This window comes from Rubellimicrobium thermophilum DSM 16684 (assembly GCF_000442315.1).
GTDB classification, from domain to species: Bacteria; Pseudomonadota; Alphaproteobacteria; order Rhodobacterales; family Rhodobacteraceae; genus Rubellimicrobium; species Rubellimicrobium thermophilum.
The window spans coordinates 889,242-909,066 of record NZ_KE557320.1 but is presented as its reverse complement, the minus strand read 5'-3'; the positions used below and the strand labels follow the sequence as shown (position 1 = coordinate 909,066).

At 69.3% G+C, this 19,825-nt stretch carries 10 protein-coding genes and 5 pseudogenes; 7 read left to right on the top strand and 8 right to left on the bottom strand.

Annotated elements, in window-relative coordinates:
- Positions 1-49: 49 nt before the first annotated feature.
- From RUTHE_RS05365 to xdhA, 5 genes and pseudogenes are all read right to left on the bottom strand, one after another.
- Positions 50-1,574, bottom strand: a pseudogene (locus tag RUTHE_RS05365) (ABC transporter ATP-binding protein).
- Positions 1,571-2,218, bottom strand: a complete 648-nt coding sequence (locus RUTHE_RS05360; RefSeq protein ID WP_342662218.1) for an XdhC family protein — start codon at positions 2,216-2,218, stop codon at positions 1,571-1,573. The pseudogene RUTHE_RS05365 and the gene RUTHE_RS05360 overlap by 4 nt, the downstream one beginning before the upstream one ends.
- A 115-nt stretch (positions 2,219-2,333) precedes the next feature.
- Positions 2,334-2,492: pseudogene (locus RUTHE_RS18200) on the bottom strand (XdhC family protein); the annotation flags it as partial.
- Positions 2,489-4,845, bottom strand: a pseudogene (gene xdhB / locus RUTHE_RS05355) (xanthine dehydrogenase molybdopterin binding subunit). The pseudogenes xdhB and RUTHE_RS18200, both read right to left, overlap by 4 nt.
- The gene (xdhA, locus tag RUTHE_RS05350; RefSeq protein WP_021097294.1) at positions 4,842-6,233 is read right to left on the bottom strand and encodes a xanthine dehydrogenase small subunit; all 1,392 of its coding nucleotides are present in this window, start codon (positions 6,231-6,233) and stop codon (positions 4,842-4,844) included. Before xdhA ends, xdhB begins: the two are co-directional and overlap by 4 nt.
- 200 nt (positions 6,234-6,433) lie before the next feature.
- Here xdhA and dnaE point away from each other — a divergent pair.
- Positions 6,434-9,923: pseudogene (gene dnaE / locus RUTHE_RS05345) on the top strand (DNA polymerase III subunit alpha).
- A 227-nt stretch (positions 9,924-10,150) separates the two neighbouring features.
- Here dnaE and RUTHE_RS05340 read toward each other — a convergent pair.
- Positions 10,151-10,348: a SlyX family protein gene (locus tag RUTHE_RS05340; RefSeq protein ID WP_040645336.1), complete on the bottom strand. Its 198-nt coding sequence runs from the start codon at positions 10,346-10,348 to the stop codon at positions 10,151-10,153.
- 102 nt (positions 10,349-10,450) lie between these two features.
- Here RUTHE_RS05340 and hisS point away from each other — a divergent pair, with 102 nt between their 5' ends.
- From hisS to hisG, 3 genes are read left to right on the top strand one after another with little or no spacing between them, the layout of a single operon-like run.
- On the top strand, positions 10,451-11,947 hold the full coding sequence (gene hisS / locus RUTHE_RS05335; RefSeq protein WP_040644999.1) for a histidine--tRNA ligase: 1,497 nt from the start codon (positions 10,451-10,453) through the stop codon (positions 11,945-11,947).
- The gene (locus RUTHE_RS05330) at positions 11,944-13,044 is read left to right on the top strand and encodes an ATP phosphoribosyltransferase regulatory subunit (RefSeq protein WP_021097290.1); all 1,101 of its coding nucleotides are present in this window, start codon (positions 11,944-11,946) and stop codon (positions 13,042-13,044) included. The genes hisS and RUTHE_RS05330 overlap by 4 nt, the downstream gene beginning before the upstream one ends.
- Positions 13,041-13,733, top strand: a complete 693-nt coding sequence (gene hisG, locus RUTHE_RS05325; protein ID WP_021097289.1) for an ATP phosphoribosyltransferase — start codon at positions 13,041-13,043, stop codon at positions 13,731-13,733. Before RUTHE_RS05330 ends, hisG begins: the two co-directional genes overlap by 4 nt.
- A gap of 8 nt (positions 13,734-13,741) precedes the next feature.
- Here the strand turns inward: hisG and RUTHE_RS05320 are convergent, their stop codons facing one another.
- Entirely contained in the window at positions 13,742-14,371 is a 630-nt protein-coding gene (locus tag RUTHE_RS05320; protein ID WP_040644998.1) for an SH3 domain-containing protein, read from the bottom strand.
- 172 nt (positions 14,372-14,543) lie between these two features.
- Between RUTHE_RS05320 and RUTHE_RS05315 the strand changes: the two genes are divergently transcribed.
- Positions 14,544-15,317 carry an L-fucose dehydrogenase gene (locus RUTHE_RS05315; RefSeq protein WP_021097287.1) on the top strand — a complete coding sequence of 258 codons (774 nt, stop codon included), beginning with the start codon at positions 14,544-14,546 and terminating at the stop codon, positions 15,315-15,317.
- A 13-nt stretch (positions 15,318-15,330) separates the two neighbouring features.
- On the opposite strand, the gene kynU is transcribed toward RUTHE_RS05315, so the two are convergent.
- Positions 15,331-16,524 carry a kynureninase gene (kynU, locus tag RUTHE_RS05310; RefSeq protein WP_021097286.1) on the bottom strand — a complete coding sequence of 398 codons (1,194 nt, stop codon included), beginning with the start codon at positions 16,522-16,524 and terminating at the stop codon, positions 15,331-15,333.
- Between the two features lie 225 nt (positions 16,525-16,749).
- On the opposite strand from kynU, the pseudogene RUTHE_RS05305 reads away from it, so the two are divergent.
- A pseudogene (locus tag RUTHE_RS05305) lies at positions 16,750-18,324 on the top strand (Re/Si-specific NAD(P)(+) transhydrogenase subunit alpha).
- 1 nt (position 18,325) lies between these two features.
- Positions 18,326-19,792, top strand: a complete 1,467-nt coding sequence (locus RUTHE_RS05300; protein WP_021097284.1) for an NAD(P)(+) transhydrogenase (Re/Si-specific) subunit beta — start codon at positions 18,326-18,328, stop codon at positions 19,790-19,792.
- Positions 19,793-19,825: the final 33 nt, after the last annotated feature.

Below are 19,825 nucleotides of genomic sequence, written 5' to 3'. Positions count from 1 at the left end.
CCGGCGGGGGCGCTCCGGCTGCAGGCGGGGGCGGGGCGGGGCGGGACGGTCAGACGGCATGGGCGGCCTCCATTCCGTGCGCTCCACCCAGCATCAGCCCGATCTCCTCCACGCTCAGCCCCGCCGCGGGGCGGACGGGGGACAGCCGCCCCTCGTTCAGGGCAGCGAAACGGTCGCTGATCTCCATCAGCTCGTCCAGATCCTGGCTGACGACGACGACGGCGGCCCCCTGTCCGGCCAGATCGAGCAGCGCCTGCCGGATCGCCGCCGCCGCAGCGGCATCCACCCCCCCAGGTCGGCTGGTTGACCACCAGCACCTCGGGACGCTGGAGGATCTCGCGTCCGATGACGAATTTCTGGAGATTGCCTCCCGAAAGCTGCCGTGCCGTCACCTCCGGTCCCGGGGTGCGGACATCGAAGGTCTCGATGATGCGCGTGGCAAAGGCGCGGGCCCCGCGCCAGTCCACGAAGCCGCCGCCACGGGTCAGCCCCTTGCGCATGCGGGCGGTCATGAAGGCGTTCTCGGTCAGGGTCATGTCGGCGGCCGCGGCATGGCCGTTGCGCTCTTCCGGGGCGCAGAGCAGCCCGCGCATGCGCCGCCCGGAGGGGGAGAGCGCGCCCACATCCTCGCCCTTGAGGCGCACCATCCCCGGCGCGACGCGCATCTCGCCCGACAGCGCCAGCAGGAGCTCGTCCTGCCCGTTTCCGGCGACTCCGCCGATGCCCAGCACCTCTCCCGCCCGCACGGCAAAGGAGACATCGCGCAGCGGCATCCCGTGCAGCCGGGGCGAGGGCGCCGACAGTCTTTCGACCGCCAGCACTACCTCGCCCACCGGGACTTCGGCCCGCGCCGGCGCCCGGAGCGCGCCGCCCACCATCATTTCCGCCATCTGCCGGGCCGATCGCTCGCGCGGGTCGCAGGTCGCCACGACCCGCCCCCCTCGCAGGATCGTCGCCTTTTCGCACAATGCACGGATCTCCTCGAGCTTGTGCGAGATGTAGAGGATCGCCGTTCCGCCCTCGCGCAGCTTGCGCAGGGTGGAGAACAGGATCGCCACCTCTTGCGGCGTCAGGACCGAGGTGGGCTCGTCCATGATGAGAAGACGGGGGTTCTGGAGCAGGCAGCGGACGATCTCCACCCGCTGCCGTTCGCCGGCCGACAGGTCGCCGACCGTCCGCCCCGGATCGAGCGGCAGCCCGTAATCCTGCGAAACCTCGCGGATGCGGGCAGAGAGGTCGCGCAGGGGGGGCGGGTTCTCCATGCCCAGCGCGATGTTCTCGGCCACCGACAGCGCATCGAAGAGCGAGAAGTGCTGGAATACCATCGCGACGCCGGCCTCGCGCGCCTCGCGGGGCGAGGCGGGGGCATGGGGCCGGCCGGCCAGGGTCATCGTTCCCGCATCGGGGCGCACCAGGCCGTAGATCGCCTTGACCAGGGTGGACTTGCCCGCGCCGTTCTCGCCCAGCAGGGCGTGGATGCTCGCGGGGCTGATGTCGAAGCTCACATCGCTGTTGGCCACAACGCCCGGATAGGCCTTGGTGATGCCCCGGACCGCGAGCAGAGCTTCGGTCATGCTGCCGCGTCCCCCTGTCCCTGGAGCGGTTTGTTCCCCGACCATGACCTGATTAGCCCGGCGCCGACGCTGATCGCAATGGCCTGCGGATGCTTGCCAAGGGATGGATCGCCGATCGGACAGGCGATCCGCCCGATGGCCTCGGGCGAGTGCCCGAGCGCCCCCAGCCGCGATCGGAACCGCGCCCATTTGGTTGCCGATCCGATCAGCCCAAGGCTGTCGAAGCCATGGCCGAGCAGGGCATGGCACAGCGCAAGATCGAGCGCATGGCTTCGCGTCAGCACGAGATGCGCTGCCTCCTTCGGCACAAAGGGCACGAGGGCGGGGGGGTCGGCCGCAGGCAGGACCGTGACGCCCTCCGGCACCGTCGGCGGAAAGCGCTCGGGGCCCAGATCCACCCAGGTGATGGCCACGCCCGGCCAGGGTGCCATCACCGCCACGATTGCCCGCCCGACATGCCCCGCCCCCCAGATCCACAGCGGCCGGCGGGGTGACGGGGCGGCCTCGATCAGCCAGCCGTCGCGCAGCAGCGGGGCTGCGCCGGCCGGCGGCGACAGAGGCGGACAGGGCAGGGAGCCCTCCAGACGGCGGGCAAAGGGCACGGCTCCGGGCAGTGTGGTGCGGTCGAACCGCTCCCAGACCAGGGTGACGGATCCGCCGCAGCACTGCCCGAGATCGGGGCCGAGCGGGATCCTCCGCCACAGCGGTCCGCCCCGCGGAGAGCAGGGCCCTCGCCTCCCCCACCGCGCGGTTCTCGAGCTCTCCCCCCCCGATCGTTCCGGCCTCTCCGCCGGCCCAGACGAGCATGGACGCTCCGGCCTCGCGCGGGACCGAACCGGCTGCCGCGGCGATCAGGATGCGCACCACGGCCCCGTGCCGCGCCACGGCCTCGCAGAGGGCCGGCAGGTCGAGGCTCATCCCTCTCCCCGCGCCCGTCTCACGGCGGCCAGGATGCGCTCCGGCGTCGCCGGCGCCTGCAGATCCGGCCAGTGGGGCCCGCAGGCGGCGCAGGCGTCGGACAGCGCGAGAAAGGCGGAAATTCCAAGCATCAGAGGGGGTTCTCCAACGGCCTTGGAGCGATGGATCGTCGCGGCCCGGTTCTCGCTGTTCCACAGGGCGATGTTGAACTGGGCCGGCCGGTCCGCAAAGGCGGGGATCTTGTAGGTCGAAGGGGCATGCGTGCGCAGTCTCCCCCGGTCGTCCCAGACCAGTTCCTCGGTCGTCAGCCAGCCGGCGCCCTGCACATAGCCGCCCTCGATCTGGCCGATGTCGAGCGCCGGGTTCAGCGACCGTCCGCAATCATGCAGGATATCCGCACGCAGGATGCGGTTTTCCCCCGTGAGCGTGTCGATGACGACCTCGGTCACGGCACAGCCATAGGCGAAATAGTAGAAGGGTCGGCCCTGCCCCCGGATACGATCCCATTCGAGATCGGGTGTGGCATAGAAACCGGTCGCCGACAGCGACACCCGGCCGAGATAGCAGGCCTCCACGGCCGCCTCCCAGGTGATCCGTTCGCGGCCCACCGTTACCATGCCGTCGGCGAATGTGACCTGCTCCGGTTCGGTCTGGTGCAGCGCGGCCAGGTGGCGGGCCATCCGCTCGCGCAGCGTGTCGCAGGCGGCCCCGACCGCCATACCGTTCAGATCCGCACCGGAGGACGCGGCCGTGGCGGATGTGTTGGGCACCTTGCCGGTGTCGGTTGCCGTGATCCGCACGCGGGACAGCGGCACGCCCAGACGGCTGGCGGCGACCTGCGTCACCTTGCGATGCAGGCCCTGACCCATCTCCGTCCCGCCATGGTTCAGGATGACCGAGCCATCGCGATAGACATGGACCAGGGCGCCCGCCTGATTGAGATGGGTCAGCGTGAAGGAGATCCCGAACTTGACCGGGCTGTAGGCGATGCCCCGCTTCAGCACCGGATGGCGGGCATTCCATTCCCGCACCGCCTCGCGCCGGCGGGCATGATCCGAAGAGGCCAGAAGCGCCTCGGTCATCTCATGCAGGATGAAGTCCGTGACCTCCATCCCGTAGGGCGTTGTCCGGTTCTCCTCCGGTCTCGACAGGGGCGGGGAATGCAGGCCGCCGAAGCGCGCGCCCGTCCCCGGTCCGGATCGGGCCGCCTCGCGCGGGGGGGCATAGAAGTTGCGTCGCCGCAACTCCACCGGATCCAGCCCCATCTGATGCGCCGCATGATCGAGCAGCCGCTCCATCCCCAGCATCCCCTGCGGGCCGCCGAATCCGCGGAACGCTGTGGCGGATTGCGTATTCGTTCTAAGACGATGCGAAACGATCCTCACATGCGGGATGAAGTAGGCATTGTCCGCATGCAGCATGGCCCGGTCGCAGACGGCCAGGCTCAGATCCGCCGACCAGCCGCAGCGCGCAGACTGCGTCACCACCATCGCGAGCAGCCGTCCCTCCTCATCGAACCCTGCGTCATAGTCGATGCGGAAATCGTGCCGCTTGCCGGTGAGCATCATGTCGTCGTCGCGGTCATAGCGCATCCGGCAGGGCCGCCCCGTCGCCTCGGCGGCAACCGCACAGGCGACGGCCAGGGCGTTCGCCTGACTTTCCTTGCCGCCGAAGCCGCCGCCCATGCGCCGGACCACCACGCGCACATCGCTCATCGCGAGGCCGAGAGCCTCGGCCACCTTGTGCTGGACCTCGGAGGGGTGCTGAGTGGAGGAATGGACCTCCATCTGGCCTTCGGAGGGAATGGCCAGCGCGGCCTGCCCCTCGAGGTAGAAATGCTCCTGCCCGCCGATCCTGATCTGTCCCCGGACGCGCCGGGGTGCGGCGGCCAGGGCGGCATCGGGATCCCCGCGGGTCCAGATCCGCGGGCCCTCTTCGAATCGCCATCCTTCGCGCAGCGCATCCTCGATGGTCAGGACGGGTGTCTCCTCCGCGATCTCGGCCCGGCCGAGCCGCGCCGCCCGGCGCGCCGCCCGATGGCTTTCGGCGATCACGAGGAAGAGCGGCTGGCCCAGGAACTGCACCCTGCCGTCGCAGAGCAGCGGTTCGTCATGGAGCGAGGGCGAGGTATCGGCCGGCCGGCGCAGATCGCTTGAGGCCAGCGCCGCCACGACGCCCGGTGCGGCACGCACCGCCGACAGGTCGAGCGAGAGCAGCCGTCCCCGCGCCACGCCGGCCATGCCGAAGGCCAGATGCAGGCAGCCGGGGGGCAGGGGATGTCGTCCACATAGCGCGCCGCGCCGGTGACATGGAGCAGGGCGGAGTCATGCGCCTCGGGCAGATGGACACTCATGGCGTCACCTCCCGCACGGACAGCGACAGGCCCTGCGATTCCAGCCAGTAACGCCTCAGCATCCCGCCTGCGGCCTGCATCCGGTAACCGGCCGAGGCGCGCATGTCGCTGATGGGCTGGAAATCCTCGGCAAGGGCGGCTTCGGCCGCGGCGATCGTGTCCTCCGCCCAGGGGCGTCCGATCAGCGCCGTCTCCACGCTCCGCGCCCGTTTGGGGATCCCCGCCATGCCGCCGAAGGCCACCCGGGCCGCCGTCACGGTGCCGCCCTCCACCCTCAGGTCGAAGGCGCCGCAGACGGCCGAGATGTCCTGATCGAACCGTTTCGAGAGCTTCCAGACCCGCAGCCCCGGCGCCTGAAGCGGCAGATCCACCCCCTCGACGAACTCGCCGGGCTGGCGGTCCTGTCGGCCGTAATCGAGGAAGAAGTCCTCGATCGGCATGCTGCGCCGGGTATTCCCCCGCCGCAGATGCAGCACCGCGCCCAGGGCGATCAGCACCGGCGGGTTGTCCCCGATGGGCGATCCGTTGGCGATATTTCCCCCGATCGTCGCCGCATTGCGCACCTGCATCGATCCATAGCGCCGGATCAGCCCTGCCCAGGAGGGAAAGCGTCCGCGCACGACCTCGAGCACCTCGGTCATCGTCGCGCCGGCCCCGATCCAGAGCCGCCCGTTCCGCTCCTCGATCCGGGCGAGATCGCGGGCGCGGTGCAGGAAGGCCAGCTTGGGCAGATCGCGGAGCCCCTTCGTGACCCAGAGGCCCACATCCGTCGCCCCGCCGATCAGGATGGCATCGGGGTTGGCATCATACCAGGCCGCCAGATCGTCCGCGCTTGCCGGCAGACAGACCGCGCCCCCGGCCGCCCCGGCGCCTGTCGGCACGTCGGCTTCTTCCGCACGGGGGGGTCTGTCCTGCATCCAGTCCGGCACCGGCTCTGCCGCGGCGGCCTCGGCTGCGCGCAGGATCGGGGCATAGCCGGTGCAGCGGCAAAGGTTTCCGGCCAGCGCGCTGTCCCAGTCGCGCTCTCCGTTCAGATGCGCAACCGCCATGGAGACGACAAAACCGGGCGTGCAGAAACCGCACTGGCTGCCGTGATGCCGGATCATGGCCTGCTGGACGGGGTGCAGTGTTCCGTCCGGTCCGGCGATCCCTTCGATGGTGCGCACGGCCTTGCCCTGAAGCTGGGGCAGGAACAGGATGCAGGCATTGAGCGCCCGCGCTCCGCGTTCGTCCGTCACCATGACGGTGCAGGCGCCGCAATCGCCCTCGTTGCAGCCTTCCTTGGTGCCTGTCAGGCGCCGCTCCTCGCGCAGCCATTCCAGAAGGGTGCGCGTCGGCGGCGCTTCGGCCGTCACCCTCTCTCCGTTGAGGGAAAACGCGATTTTCATCCGGGTCGTCCGCCGCCTTACCCAGTCCGTCCTCCTGCCCCGGCGGTCGATGCGGCGTAGAGCGCACGGGGCCCTGTCGATGAAAGCCCAGGCCGGTCCACCTGTCCAGCCCCGTTGCACGGCGGGGCCGGGGCCACGCTGTCCGGGCGGGGGCATGATCGCGGCTTCCGACTCGCCCCGCTCCGGCCTAGCTTGCGCACATGGCCGATCCCCGCTTCATCCATCTGCGCGTCCATTCCGAACATTCCCTGCTCGAGGGGGCGATCCCCGTGAAGCAGATCCCCCGCCTTGCGGCGGAGGCGGGAATGCCGGCGGTCGCCCTTACCGACACCAATGCCTGCTTCGCGGCGCTGGAATTTTCGGAACATGCGGTCAAAGCCGGGATCCAGCCCATCATCGGCTGCCAGCTCGACCTGGCCTATCAGGAGCCAGAGCCGGGCCGCCCCCCCACCGCCCCGCGCCGGTGGTCCTGCTCTGCCAGTCCGAGGCGGGCTGGATGAACCTGATGAAGCTGTCCTCCTGCGCCTATCTGGGCAACAGCAATGGCATCGTGCAGGTTTCGCTTGCGGATCTGGAGCGGCATGCCGCCGGGCTGATCTGCCTGACCGGGGGGGCGGATGGCCCGCTCGGGCGCCTGATCCGGGCCGGCCAGGCCGCCAGGGCCGAATCCCTGCTGCGCCGCCTGGCCGCGGCCTTTCCGTCGCGCCTCTATGTGGAGCTTCAGCGTCATCCCGTCGATGGCGGCCTGCCGGAGGCCGAGCGTCTGACCGAAGGCCCCCTGATCGACCTCGCCTATGCGCTCGATCTGCCCCTTGTGGCGACCAATGATGCGCATTTCCCGGATGCCGCGATGCATGAGGCGCATGATGCGTTGCTCTGCATCGCCGACGGGACCTATCTCGACCAGGCCGAACCGCGCCGCCGCCTGACGCCCGAACACTGGTTCAAGGGCCAGGCCGAGATGGCCGCCCTCTTCGCCGACCTGCCCGAGGCGCTGGAGAACACGGTGGAGATCGCCCGCCGCTGTGCCTTTCGGGTGCCCAGGCGCAAGCCGATCCTGCCCCGCTTCGCCGACAACGAGGTGGAGGAGCTGCGCCGCCAGGCGCGCGAGGGGCTGGCCGCCCGTCTGGCCGTGATCCCGCATGCCGCCCCGGTGGAGGAGTATGAACGGCGCCTCGCCTTCGAGCTCTCCATCATCGAGCAGATGGGTTTTCCGGGCTATTTCCTGATCGTGGCTGACTTCATCAAATGGGCCAAGGCGCACGGGATTCCCGTGGGGCCGGGGCGCGGTTCGGGGGCGGGCAGCCTTGTGGCCTATGCGCTGACCATCACCGATCTCGATCCGCTGCGCTACGGCCTTCTCTTCGAGCGCTTCCTGAATCCCGAACGGGTGTCGATGCCGGACTTCGACATCGACTTCTGCATGGACCGGCGCGAAGAGGTCATCGCCTATGTGCAAGAGAAATACGGCCGCGACCGCGTGGGGCAGATCATCACCTTCGGCGCGCTGCTCTCCAAGGCCGCGGTGCGCGATGTGGGCCGCGTGCTCCAGATGCCCTACGGGCAGGTGGACCGCCTGGCCAAGATGATCCCCATGGAGGGGGTCAAGCCCGTCTCCATCACCCGGGCGCTGGCCGAAGAGCCCCGCCTGCGCGAGGCCATGCGCGAGGAGGAGGTCGTCCGCCGCTGTCTCGAGATCGCCGAAAAGCTCGAGGGCCTTCTGCGCAACGCCTCGACCCATGCGGCGGGGGTCGTCATCGCCGACCGCCCGCTGGACGAGCTGGTGCCCGTCTTCCGTGCACCCGGCACGGACGACATGCCTGCCACCCAGTTCAACATGAAATGGGTGGAACAGGCGGGTCTGGTGAAGTTCGACTTCCTCGGCCTGAAGACCCTGACCCAGATCCGCAACGCGGTGAATCTCGTCACCGCCACGCGCCCGCTGCATGTCGCGGCCGACGGCACCCGTCTCTATGATCCCGCGCCCGGGACCGAAAACGACATCGGCGCCATTCCGCTGGACGATGCGCGCACCTTCGATCTCTATGCCCGGGCTCGCACCGTGGCGGTGTTCCAGGTCGAATCCGCCGGCATGATGGATGCGCTCAAGCGGATGCGCCCCACCTGCATCGAGGACATCGTGGCCCTCGTGGCGCTCTACCGTCCCGGCCCGATGGAGAACATCCCCATCTACTGCGAGGTGAAGAACGGCCTGCGCCCGCGTCAGTCGGTCCATCCCCTGATCGACCATATCCTGGAGGAGACGCAGGGCATCATCGTCTATCAGGAGCAGGTGATGGAGATCGCCCGCGTCATGGCGGGCTATTCCCTGGGCGGGGCGGATCTGCTGCGCCGTGCCATGGGCAAGAAGATCCCCGAGGAGATGGCCCGCGAGCGCCCCAAGTTCATCGAAGGCGCGGTCCGCAACGGCGTGTCGAAGGAAAAGGCCGGCGAAGTCTTCGACCTGCTCGAGAAATTCGCCAATTACGGCTTCAACAAGAGCCATGCCGCGGCCTATGCCGTGGTCAGCTATCAGACCGCCTGGCTCAAGGCCAACCATCCCGTCGAGTTCATGGCCGGCGTCATGAACTGCGATCTGCATCTGACCGACAAGCTGGCCGGCTATTTCCAGGAGCTGCGCAAGACGCTCGGCATTCCCTGGACCCCGCCCTGCGTGAACCGCTCGGATGCCCTCTTCAAGGTCGTGAACGGCACCATCGCCTATGCGCTCGGCGCTCTCAAGAATGTCGGCCCGGAGGCGATGAAGCTGATCGAGCAGGGGCGGGGGGACCGCCCCTTCGTCACGCTGTTCGACTTTGCTCGCCGCGTGGATCTCAAGCGTATCGGCCGCCGCCCGCTCGAGATGCTGGCGCGCGCGGGGGCCTTCGATATGCTCGATTCCAACCGCCGACGCGTCTGCGAGGGGCTGGAGGCGCTCATCGCCTATTCCGCGGCTGTCCACGAACAGAAGGGCTCCAGCCAGGTCTCTCTGTTCGGCGAGGCGGGCGACGATCTGCCCGAACCGCGTCTGCCCCAAGTCCCCGACTGGGACGGCCCCGAACGCATGGCCGAGGAATTCAAGGCCGTCGGCTTCTACCTCACCGGTCATCCGCTGGACGATTACCTTCCCGCGCTCCGCCGGCGGGGCGTGCACAGCCATGATGAGGTCGTGCAGCTTGTGCAGGATGGTCCCCGGTTGGTCGAGATGGCCGGCGTCGTCGCCGCCCGTCAGGAACGCAAGAGCGCGCGGGGCAACCGATTCGCCTTCGTCACCTTGTCCGATCCCACCGGCCAGTTCGAGGTCACGCTGTTCAGCGAGGCGCTCGAGGCCGCCCGTCCGCTTCTCGAACCCGGCAGTCGCGTCGTCATGCAGGTCGAGGCCGTGATGGAAGGCGAGGCCGTCCGTCTCACCGGCCGCAATGTGCGGGCCATCGACGAGGCGGTGGCCGGCATGCAGGGCCTTCGCGCTTTGTCGGCAGCGAGGAGGCGCTGCCGGCCGTTGCCGCCGTGCTCGATCAGGCCTGTCGGGCGACGCGGGCGGCAAAGGGCGGTCCCGTCACCCTCTGCCTGCTTCACCCCTCGCTGCCCGGTGAGGTGGAGATCGACCTGCCCCGGCTCTGGCCCGTGACGCCCCAGATGCGCCGGGCGCTGCGTCATGTTCCGGGCGTGCTGGAGGTAGAGGAGATCTGACCCCGCCTGCGGCCCGCCCGCCGATCCCCATCCCGAGGGGCGGGCCCCATCGCATCGGCGCGGGAGGCCGAATCACCCCCCATGCACAGCTCCGGTAAAGATCGGGTAAACGCAACGCGTGTTGCGTTTACCTCTCCTTAACCGGTCTGGCGAATCCTGCCGCCATCTTGCCAGGGAGGATTCGCATGCCAGCCGGAACCCGGTCTGTCGGAGCTCTGCGCCGGCCCCTACCAGTGGGGGGGCGGGTCCACGGGCGCGTTGCGGGCGGCTTCGGCCTCGCGCTCGGCCTCCCTCTCCATCAGCATCGCCACGCGTCGTTCCAGCACGGCAATCTCGCGCGCCTGCCGCGCCACCACGTCGGAAAGCTCGTCCACGGTGCGGATCAGATGCGCCATCCGCTCTTCGAGGGTCACGAGGTCTGCCATGCCCGCCAGCATGGTGCTTTCTGCACGGGCCGCAAGCCCCTGCCGTTGCCCCGACCCGTCCCCGGCGCTAAAGCGGCGCCGCATCAAGCCAGGAGGGCCGCCTTGCCCAGGGATCCCAAGCCCCGCCGCCCGCGTGCCGAGACGCCCAAGGGCTTTCGCGACTATTTCGGCGCCGAGGTGACCGAACGGGCGTCGATGCTCGACCGCATCGCCGCCGTCTATCGCCGCCACGGTTTCGAGGCGCTCGAGACCTCTGCCGTCGAGACGGTCGAGGCTCTGGGCAAGTTCCTCCCCGATGTGGACCGTCCCAACGAAGGCGTCTTTGCCTGGCAGGAGGAGGAGGGAGACTGGCTTGCGCTGCGCTATGATCTGACGGCGCCTCTGGCCCGTGTCTATGCCCAGCACCGACCGGTCCTTCCGACACCCTACCGCCGCTATGCGATGGGTCCCGTCTGGCGCAACGAAAAGCCGGGTCCCGGCCGTTTCCGCCAGTTCTATCAGTGCGATGCCGATACGGTGGGGGCGCCGGGCGTCGCCGCCGATGCCGAGATCATCGCCATGCTCTGCGAGGCGCTGCAGGAGGTCGGCATTCCCCGCGGGGACTTCCTGGTGAAGGTCAACAACCGCAAGGTCCTCAACGGCGTTCTCGAGGTGGCCGGCCTGCTCGACCCTGCCGACCCGGACCGCCATGCGGCCGGGCGGGGGATCGCCTTGCGCGCCATCGACAAGCTCGACCGTCTGGGCGAAGGCGGCGTGCGCGCCCTTCTGGGCGAAGGGCGCCGGGACGAGAGCGGGGATTTCACCCGCGGGGCCAATCTTGCGGCGGATCAGGCGGATGTCATCCTGGCTTTCGTCCGTGCACGGGGCGCGGACGGGGCTGCCACGCTGCGCAATCTGGAGGCGCTCTGCGGCCGCAGCCGCATGGGCGCCGAAGGGATCGCCGAACTGGCCCAGATCGCGGAGCTTCTCGATGCGCTGGGTCTTGCGGACCGCGTGATCCTTGATCCCGCCACGGTCCGGGGGCTTGGCTACTATACCGGTCCTGTCTACGAGGCCGAGCTGACCTTCGAGATCCTCGGCGAGGACGGCCAGCCGCGCCGCTTCGGCTCGGTCGCCGGGGGCGGACGCTATGACGATCTCGTGAAGCGCTTCACCGGCGAGACGGTTCCCGCTACCGGGGTCAGCATCGGGGTGGACCGCCTTCTGGCTGCCCTGCGGGCGACAGGCCGCAGCACCGCCGAGGCCGAGGGCCCCATCGTCGTCACCGTGATGGACCGCGATCGCATGGCCGATGCCTTTGCCATGGCGGCCGAGCTGCGCGCAGCCGGTCTGCGGGCCGAGGTCTATCTGGGGAACCCCAGGAACTTCGGGGCCCAGATGAAATATGCCGACCGCCGCCGCGCCCCCTTTGCGGTGATCGAAGGTTCGGACGAGAGGGCGCGCGGCGTCGTGCAGGTCAAGGATCTCGCGCTGGGTGCGGCTCTGGCGGCGGGCGCCTCGCTCGAACAATGGAAGGACCGTCCCGCCCAGCAGGAGGTGCCCCGGGCCGAACTGGCCGCCCGCCTGGCGGCGATGCTGCGGAAGGGTCCGGGATCATGAGTCCTTCCGTCTCCCGCGCCCTCGCCCGGGCCGAGGCCCAGCGCCTGCTGGCGCATTTCCGCGCCCTGGGGGCCGAGGAGGTGGAGGCCGACATCCTCCAGCCTGCGGATCTGCTGCTCGATCTGTATGGAGAGGACATCCGCGCCCGCGCCTTCGTCACCGAGGATCCCCTGCGCGGCGAGATGATGCTGCGCCCGGATTTCACCGTTCCCGTGGTGCGGATGCATATGGAGGCCGGCCGCGATCCGGCGCGCTATGCCTATGCGGGAGAGGTGTTCCGCCGCCAGGAGGAGGAGGACGAACACCGCCCTGCCGAGTTCCATCAGGCGGGATTCGAGCTGTTCGGCGCGCGGGATCCCGCCCAGGCCGAGGCCGAGGTCTTTGCCACTGTCGCGGGGGCCCTGCGCGGGCTGCCGCTGCGGGCGGCGACGGGCGATATCGGGCTGCTGCTCGCCGCGGTCGAGGGGCTGGAGACGACAGCCCTGCGCAAGGCCGCCCTGCGCCGGCATCTCTGGCGTCCGCGCCGCTTCCGGGCGCTGCTCGACCGTTATGCCGGGCGCGCGCCGATGCCCGAAGGGCGGGCCGCGCTGCTGGCCGCGGCCGATCCCTTTGCCGGGGCCGGGCCGGAGATCGGCCTGCGGACCAGGGCCGAGGTGGAGGCCCGCATCGAAGCCCTGCGCGCCGACGCCGCAACCCCCCCGATTCCGCAGGCGCAGGTGGCCCTGATCGATGCGCTTCTGGCGATCGCCGAGCCGGCGCCACGGGCCCTGGCAGATCTGCGTCTTCTGACGCATGAGGCGCCCTGGCTCCGTCCCGCGGCGGATCGCCTGGCCCGCCGGCTGGATGCCCTCGATGCCCGGGGGGTGGAGGTCGATGCGCTGGCCTTCGAGGGCAGTTTCGGCCGCACAACCCTCGAATACTATGACGGTTTCGTCTTCGGCCTGTTCGCCGAGGGACGCCCGGATCTGCCCCCCGTCGCCTCGGGCGGACGTTACGACGCCCTGACCCGTGTGCTGGGCCGGGGGAGGGAGGTGCCCGCGGTGGGCGGCGCCGTGCGCGCGGGACTGGCCGCGCTTCTGCGGGAGGAGGGCCGATGACCCTGCGCCTTGGCCTGCCATCCAAGGGCCGTCTGATGGAGGAGACCTTCGCCTGGTTCGCCGCGCGTGGCGTGCCGCTCGAACGCGACGGGGGAGAGCGCACCTATGCCGCCCGTTCCGGCTGGGACGGGATCGAGCCGGTCCTTCTCTCCGCGGGCGAGATTCCGGCTGCTCTGGGGGCCGGTCGGCTGCATCTGGGTGTGACAGGAACGGATCTTCTGCGCGAGAAGCTCGCCTCCTGGGAAAGCCGGGCAGAGGTTCTGGCGCCGATGGGCTTCGGCCGGGCCGATGTGGTGATCGCGGTGCCCGACTTCTGGGTGGATGTGCGCAGCCTCGACGATCTCGATGCCGCCTGCGCGGCCTTCCGGCGCGATCATGGCCATCGCCTGCGGATCGCCACCAAGTATCACCGCCTGACGCGGGATTTCCTGCGCCGCCATGGCGTTGCGGACTATGTCCTGGTGGACAGCCAGGGCGCGACCGAAGGCACCGTGAAGGCCGAGGCCGCCGAGGCGGTTGCCGACATCACCTCCACGGGCGAGACCCTGCGCGCCAATGGTCTGCGCATCCTGTCGGATGGGCTCATCCTGCAGAGCGAGGCCACGCTGTTCCGTTCGCTGGTTGCGCCCTGGGACGCCGAGCGGCTCGCCGCGCTCGAGGTTCTGCGGCATCGGATCGGGGCCGTGTGATGGCCGGTCTATTCGATGATCTCCTCTGGATCCACGCCCCAGACGGCCTCCTTGCGCACCCAGCCGCGGTATCCGCCGGCACTGATCCGGCACCAGTCCGGATCGCAGGATTCGACCCGGGCGATCACCCCGGCCTCGAGCAGGGCGGTCTCGGGCGAGCGCTCGTCGGGACGGGCACGCAGCGGCAGACGGTCCTGCTCCACGATGACGGTCCGCGTGCCGGAGAGAAGGGAATAATGGATCCAGCCACCCTGGCCGTCCCGGTCCTCGACGCGGCGCCAGTTCTCGTATTCGGCCGTGATGCGCAGCGGCATGTCCTCACGGACGAAGACCCAATCGATGCGATAGCTGAGGCTCGGGCCGCGACGGGCATTGGCCTCGGAGGCCTTGAGCGACACGAAACGCGGGATCGGCAGACCGGTGACGCGGCCCAGGGTGGGTTCGTCAGGGGTTGCGCCGGTCTCGGCCGGTCTGGCCTCGGGCGCGGCGGCCAGCATGGCGACGGCCTGTTCGGCACTGAGGGGCGGCGCAGAGAGGTCGGCCGGTCGGGCCTGAGGGCGAAGTTGCGCTTCGCTCGGCCAAGGGGCCAGTCCCGCTGCCAGGATCAGCGCCACGAGTGCCCCCCGCCGATCGCCCATTGCCTGATGCCCCTCATCGCCCGCCGGGTTCTTGCGCCCTCGGGTCCTGGGGATCAGGGTGGCACGTCCGGTAGGCGATGGGGAAGGGGGTGGCCGGTTCCCTGCCCATGCGACCCGTGTTCTGTTGTCATGGCGCGACGCCCGGCCTTGCGGATCATGGGGAGGAGAACGGATGGATCTGGGATTGCGGGACAAGGTGGTGGTTGTCACCGGCGGCGGTTCGGGGATCGGCGCGGCGGTGGCCGAAGGCCTGGCCGAGGAGGGGGCGACGCCGGTCATCCTCGCCCGGCGGGAACCGGATGCGGATCTTCTCTCCCGGCTGCGTCGGGCGGCCCCGCGGGCAGGTTTCGTGCTGGCCGACCTGTCGCGCGATGCCGATTGCCGGGCCGCGGCCGAGGCCGTGCGCCGGGGCTGGGGTCCCATCCATGCCCTCGTAAACAATGCCGGCGCCAATGACCGTGTCGGACTCGATGCCGGGCCAGAGGCATTCCGGGCCTCTCTCGATGCCAATCTCGTCCATTACTACACGCTGATGCATCTGTTCCTGCCCGATCTGAAGGCAGCGCGCGGTGCCGTGGTCAATGTCAGCTCCAAGACGGCCGTGACGGGGCAGGGGGGCACCTCGGCCTATGTCGCGGCCAAGGCGGCGCAGCTGGGGCTGACACGGGAATGGGCGGCGGAACTGGCGGCCGCGGGTGTCCGCGTCAACGCTGTCGTGCCCGCCGAGGTGATGACGCCCCTCTACCGCCGTCTTCTCGATGCGCTGCCCGATCCGGCGGCGGAGGAGGCCCGCATCGTCGCGCGCATCCCGCTCGGTCATCGGATGACCACCCCGCGCGAGATTGCCGATGCCGTGCTCTGGCTTCTGTCGGACCGCGCCAGCCACGTGACCGGTCAGTGGATCTTTCCCGATGGCGGCTACACCCACCTCGACCGCGCGCTTTGACGTCGGCGCGTCCTCAGGTGACGGGCGCGCGGATGCGGTAGGCCGGGTTGTCCCACAGCCGCCGCTCCATGACCTCGGCCAGAACATCCACCGCGCGGTCGATCTCGGCCTCTCCGATGTAGAGAGGGGCGATGCCGAAGCGCATGATGTCGGGCGCGCGGAAGTCGCCCACCACCCCGCGGGCGATCAGGGCCTGCATGGCGGCATAGCCTTCCGGGTGCCGGAAGCTGACCTGGGATCCGCGCCGTTCCGCCTCGCGCGGGGTGACCAGCTCGAGCTCCGGCACGGCGTCGAGGACCCCCTTGATGAACCGGTCCGCCAGGGCAAGCGACCGTTGCCGCAGGTCCTCCATGTCGATCGCGTCCCAGATGTCGAGCGCCGCATCGAGCGCCGCCATCGCCAGGACCGGTGGGGTGCCTACCCGGAACCGCTCGACCCCCCGGCCGGGCACATAGGACAGATCGAAGGCAAAGGGCGCACGATGGCCGAGCCAGCCCGAGAGGGCTGCGGGTGCCGCTTCCGCATGGCGAGGGGCGACGGCGATGAAGGCGGGGGCTCCAGGGCCGCCGTTGAGATACTTGTAGGTGCAGCCCACGGCAAAATCGGCGCCGCCCGCCGTCACGTCCACCGGAAAGGCGCCGGCCGAATGGGCCAGATCCCAGATCGCCAGAGCCCCCGCCTCATGCGCCTTCCGCGTCAGGGCCGGCATGTCATGGCGGCGCCCCGTGCGATAGTCCACCTCGGTGAGCAGCAGGACGGCGACCTCCTCGGTGATCGCATCCCCGACCGCTTCCGGCTCGACAAGGCGCAGGGCATGACCGTCCCCGAGCATCCGCAGGAGCCCTTCGGCCATGTAGAGATCGGAGGGGAAGTTGCCCGTGTCGGACAGCACGATCCGGCGCCCCGGAACAAGGGCAAGGGCGGCCGCCAGCGCCTGATAGACCTTGATCGACAGCGTATCGCCCACGACCGTGTGTCCCGGTTCGGCGCCGATCAGCCGACCGATCCGGTCGCCAAGGAGGCCGGGCTGTGCCATCCAGCCGGCCTGGTTCCACCCGCCGATCAGCAGCCGGCCCCATTCGTCCATGGCCCGGGCCATCCGCTCGCGCGCGGTGCGGGGCAGGGGGCCCAGCGAGTTGCCATCGAGGTAGCAGAGTCCCGCAGGCAGATCGAACAGCGCACGGGTGGCGGCGAAATCGGTTGGCATGGTCGTTCCTTCCTGTCGTCCCTGATAAGGCCTGCCGGAGGGCAGCAACAGGGGTCAGGGCTGTCCGGCAGCCCCCTGACGGCGGCACCCCGCCGGCCCTGCCCCCCCTGAGGACTCGTGACAGCCGTCCCGGCCTGCGGATCCGTTGGCGTTCGCAGGGTTGTGAGGCGTCCGGGAGGCGGCTATGCATTCGCGGCGCAGGAAACTATCGGCGGGGGACAGGCCATGAGGATCGGCGCGCTGCGCGAACGCGCGCCCGGGGAGCACGGGTGGCGATGACACCCGCATCGGCCCGGGACATCCGCAAGCTCGGGCATGAATGCCTTATCGAATCCGGCGCTGGCGAAGCATCCGGTTTCTCCGATGCCGCCTATGAGGCCGAGGGCGTGACGGTCGTTCCGGATGCGGCGGCCCTGATCGCGCAGGCGGATGTGATCGTGAAGGTCCGCCCGCCCGAGCCCGACGAGGTTGCCCGGCTGCGCGAAGGGCAGACCCTCATTTCCTTCTTCTACCCGGCCCAGAATGCGGCCCTGCTGGAAGAGGCGAAGGACCGCGGCGCAACCGTGATCGCGATGGACATGGTGCCCCGCATCAGCCGCGCGCAGAAGATGGATGCGCTGTCCTCGATGGCCAATATCGCAGGCTATCGCGCGGTGATCGAGGCAGGGGCCAATTTCGGCCGGTTCTTCACCGGGCAGGTCACGGCCGCGGGCAAGGTGCCGCCGGCGCAGGTCCTGGTGGTGGGGGCCGGGGTCGCGGGTCTTGCGGCGATCGGCACGGCTGTCAGCCTCGGCGCCGTTGTCCATGCCTTCGATGTCCGCCCCGAGGTGGCCGAGCAGATCGAATCGATGGGGGCGAACTTCGTCTTCCTCGACTTCTCGGACAATCAGCAGGACGGGGCCGCCACGGGGGGCTATGCCGCGCCCTCCAGCCCCGAATTCCTGGCCAAGCAGCTCGAGAAGTTCCGCGAGCTGGCGCCGCAGATGGACATCGTCATCACGACCGCCCTGATCCCCGGGCGTCCGGCGCCGAAGCTCTGGACGCGCGACATGGTAGAGGCGATGAAACCCGGCTCGGTCATCGTGGACCTTGCGGCCGAGCGCGGCGGCAACTGCGAGCTGACCGTTCCCGGCGAAAAGTTCGTGACCGAGAACGGCGTGACGATCATCGGCTATACGGACTTCCCCTCGCGCATGGCGGCGCAGGCCTCCTCGCTCTATGCGACGAACATCCGCCACATGCTGGCGGATCTGACGCCGGGCAAGGACGGCGTCCTCGTGCACAACATGGAGGATGACGTCATCCGGGGTGCCACGGTGGTCCATGGCCGGGCGATCACCTATCCCCCCGCCGCCCCCGAAGGTGCCGGCCATCGCCGCCCGACCCCAGCCGCCGAAGCCGAAGGAGCTCTCGCCCGAGGAACGTCGCGCGCAGGAGATGGCGCGCTTCCGGGCCGAAACCCGGCGACAGGTGGGACTGATCTCGGCCGGGGCGATCATCCTCGGTCTGGTGGGCCTCTATGCTCCGGCGAGCTTCATGGCCCATGTCATCGTCTTTGCGCTCGCCTGCTTCGTGGGGTTCCAGGTCATCTGGAACGTCTCGCATGCGTTGCATACGCCGCTCATGGCGGTCACCAATGCCATCTCGGGCATCATCATCCTCGGCGCGCTGCTGCAGGTCGGATCGGGGAATTGGCTCGTCGTGATTTTCTCTGCCGTCGCGATCCTGATCGCCTCGATCAATATCGTCGGCGGTTTCCTCGTCACCCGGCGGATGCTCGCCATGTTCCAGAGGTCGTGAGATGAGCGTGGGACTTGTCGGAGCTGCCTATGTCGCGGCCGCCATCCTGTTCATCCTTTCTCTTGGCGGCCTCTCCAACCAGGAAAGCGCCAAGCGTGCCGTCTGGTACGGGATCGTCGGCATGGCGCTGGCCGTGGGCGCCACGGTGTTCGGGCCGGGGGTCGGGAATCTCTGGGTCGTGGCGGGCATGGTCCTGATCGGTGCCGTGGTCGGCATCCATGTCGCCGGCCGCGTCCAGATGACCGAGATGCCCCAGCTCGTCGCGGCGCTGCACAGCTTCGTCGGCCTTGCCGCTGTCTTCATCGGCTGGAACGCCGATATCGAGCTGGCCCGCGTCGAGCGGCTTCAGGCGCAGGCCCTGGCCGGTGTCGAAGGAGCGGCCGAGAGGCTTGCCCAGCTTGGCGGCTTTGCCGCCGTTCTCGCTCACAAGACGGCGGCCGAAATCAACATCCTTCTTGTCGAGGTGGGCCTGGGCGTCTTCATCGGCGCGGTGACCTTCACCGGATCGGTCGTCGCCTTCGGCAAGCTTGCCGGACGGATCGGATCGAAGGCCGTGCAGCTTCCCGGCGGCCACTGGCTGAATCTCGGCATGGGGCTGCTGTCGCTCCTGCTTCTCGTGCTCTATGTCGCGACGGGCTGGTTCCTGTGGCTGTTCCTTCTGGCGCTGGCGGCCTTCTTCATCGGCTACCACCTGATCATGGGAATCGGCGGGGCCGACATGCCCGTGGTCGTGTCGATGCTGAACAGCTATTCGGGCTGGGCTGCGGCAGCGATCGGCTTCACGCTGGGCAATGACCTGCTGATCGTCACGGGGGCGCTGGTCGGTGCCTCGGGGGCGATCCTGAGCTACATCATGTGCCGCGCGATGAACCGCAGCTTCATCTCGGTCATCCTCGGGGGGTTTGGCAACACGACCGGCCCGGCTGCAGCCATCGAGGGAGAACAGGTCGCCATCGATGCGGATGGCGTTGCGGCCCTGCTTGAGGATGCGCAGTCCATCATCATTGTTCCCGGTTATGGCATGGCGGTGGCGCAGGCCCAGGGATCCGTCTCGGAACTGACCCGCCGCCTGCGCGCCCGGGGCAAGACCGTCCGTTTTGCCATCCACCCGGTCGCAGGGCGCCTGCCCGGCCACATGAACGTCCTTCTGGCCGAGGCGAAGGTTCCTTACGACATCGTGCTCGAGATGGACGAGATCAACGAGGATTTCCCGGAAACCGATGTGGCCATCGTCATCGGCTCGAACGACATCGTGAATCCGGCGGCGCAGGAGGACCCGAACAGCCCCATCGCCGGGATGCCGGTGCTCGAAGTCTGGAAGGCACGGACGGTGATCGTCTCCAAGCGGGGTCAGGGAACGGGCTATTCGGGCATCGAGAATCCGCTGTTCTACCGCGAGAACACGCGGATGTTCTATGGCGATGCCAAGAAGTCGCTCGACGAGCTGCTGACCCGGATCCCCGCGTGATGCAGAGAGGCACACGGCCCTGTGCATCGGCGC

What these genes read in the sequence shown, in the direction of transcription:
- RUTHE_RS05320 (WP_040644998.1), bottom strand. Translation starts at nt 14,371, where the DNA reads ATGGGCGATCGGCGGGGGGCACTCGTGGCGCTGATCCTGGCAGCGGGA.
- kynU (WP_021097286.1), bottom strand. Translation starts at nt 16,524, where the DNA reads ATGCCAACCGATTTCGCCGCCACCCGTGCGCTGTTCGATCTGCCTGCG.
- RUTHE_RS05330 (WP_021097290.1), top strand. Translation starts at nt 11,944, where the DNA reads ATGAGTCCTTCCGTCTCCCGCGCCCTCGCCCGGGCCGAGGCCCAGCGC.
- RUTHE_RS05340 (WP_040645336.1), bottom strand. Translation starts at nt 10,348, where the DNA reads ATGGCAGACCTCGTGACCCTCGAAGAGCGGATGGCGCATCTGATCCGC.
- RUTHE_RS05300 (WP_021097284.1), top strand. Translation starts at nt 18,326, where the DNA reads ATGAGCGTGGGACTTGTCGGAGCTGCCTATGTCGCGGCCGCCATCCTG.
- xdhA (WP_021097294.1), bottom strand. Translation starts at nt 6,233, where the DNA reads ATGAAAATCGCGTTTTCCCTCAACGGAGAGAGGGTGACGGCCGAAGCG.
- hisG (WP_021097289.1), top strand. Translation starts at nt 13,041, where the DNA reads ATGACCCTGCGCCTTGGCCTGCCATCCAAGGGCCGTCTGATGGAGGAG.
- RUTHE_RS05315 (WP_021097287.1), top strand. Translation starts at nt 14,544, where the DNA reads ATGGATCTGGGATTGCGGGACAAGGTGGTGGTTGTCACCGGCGGCGGT.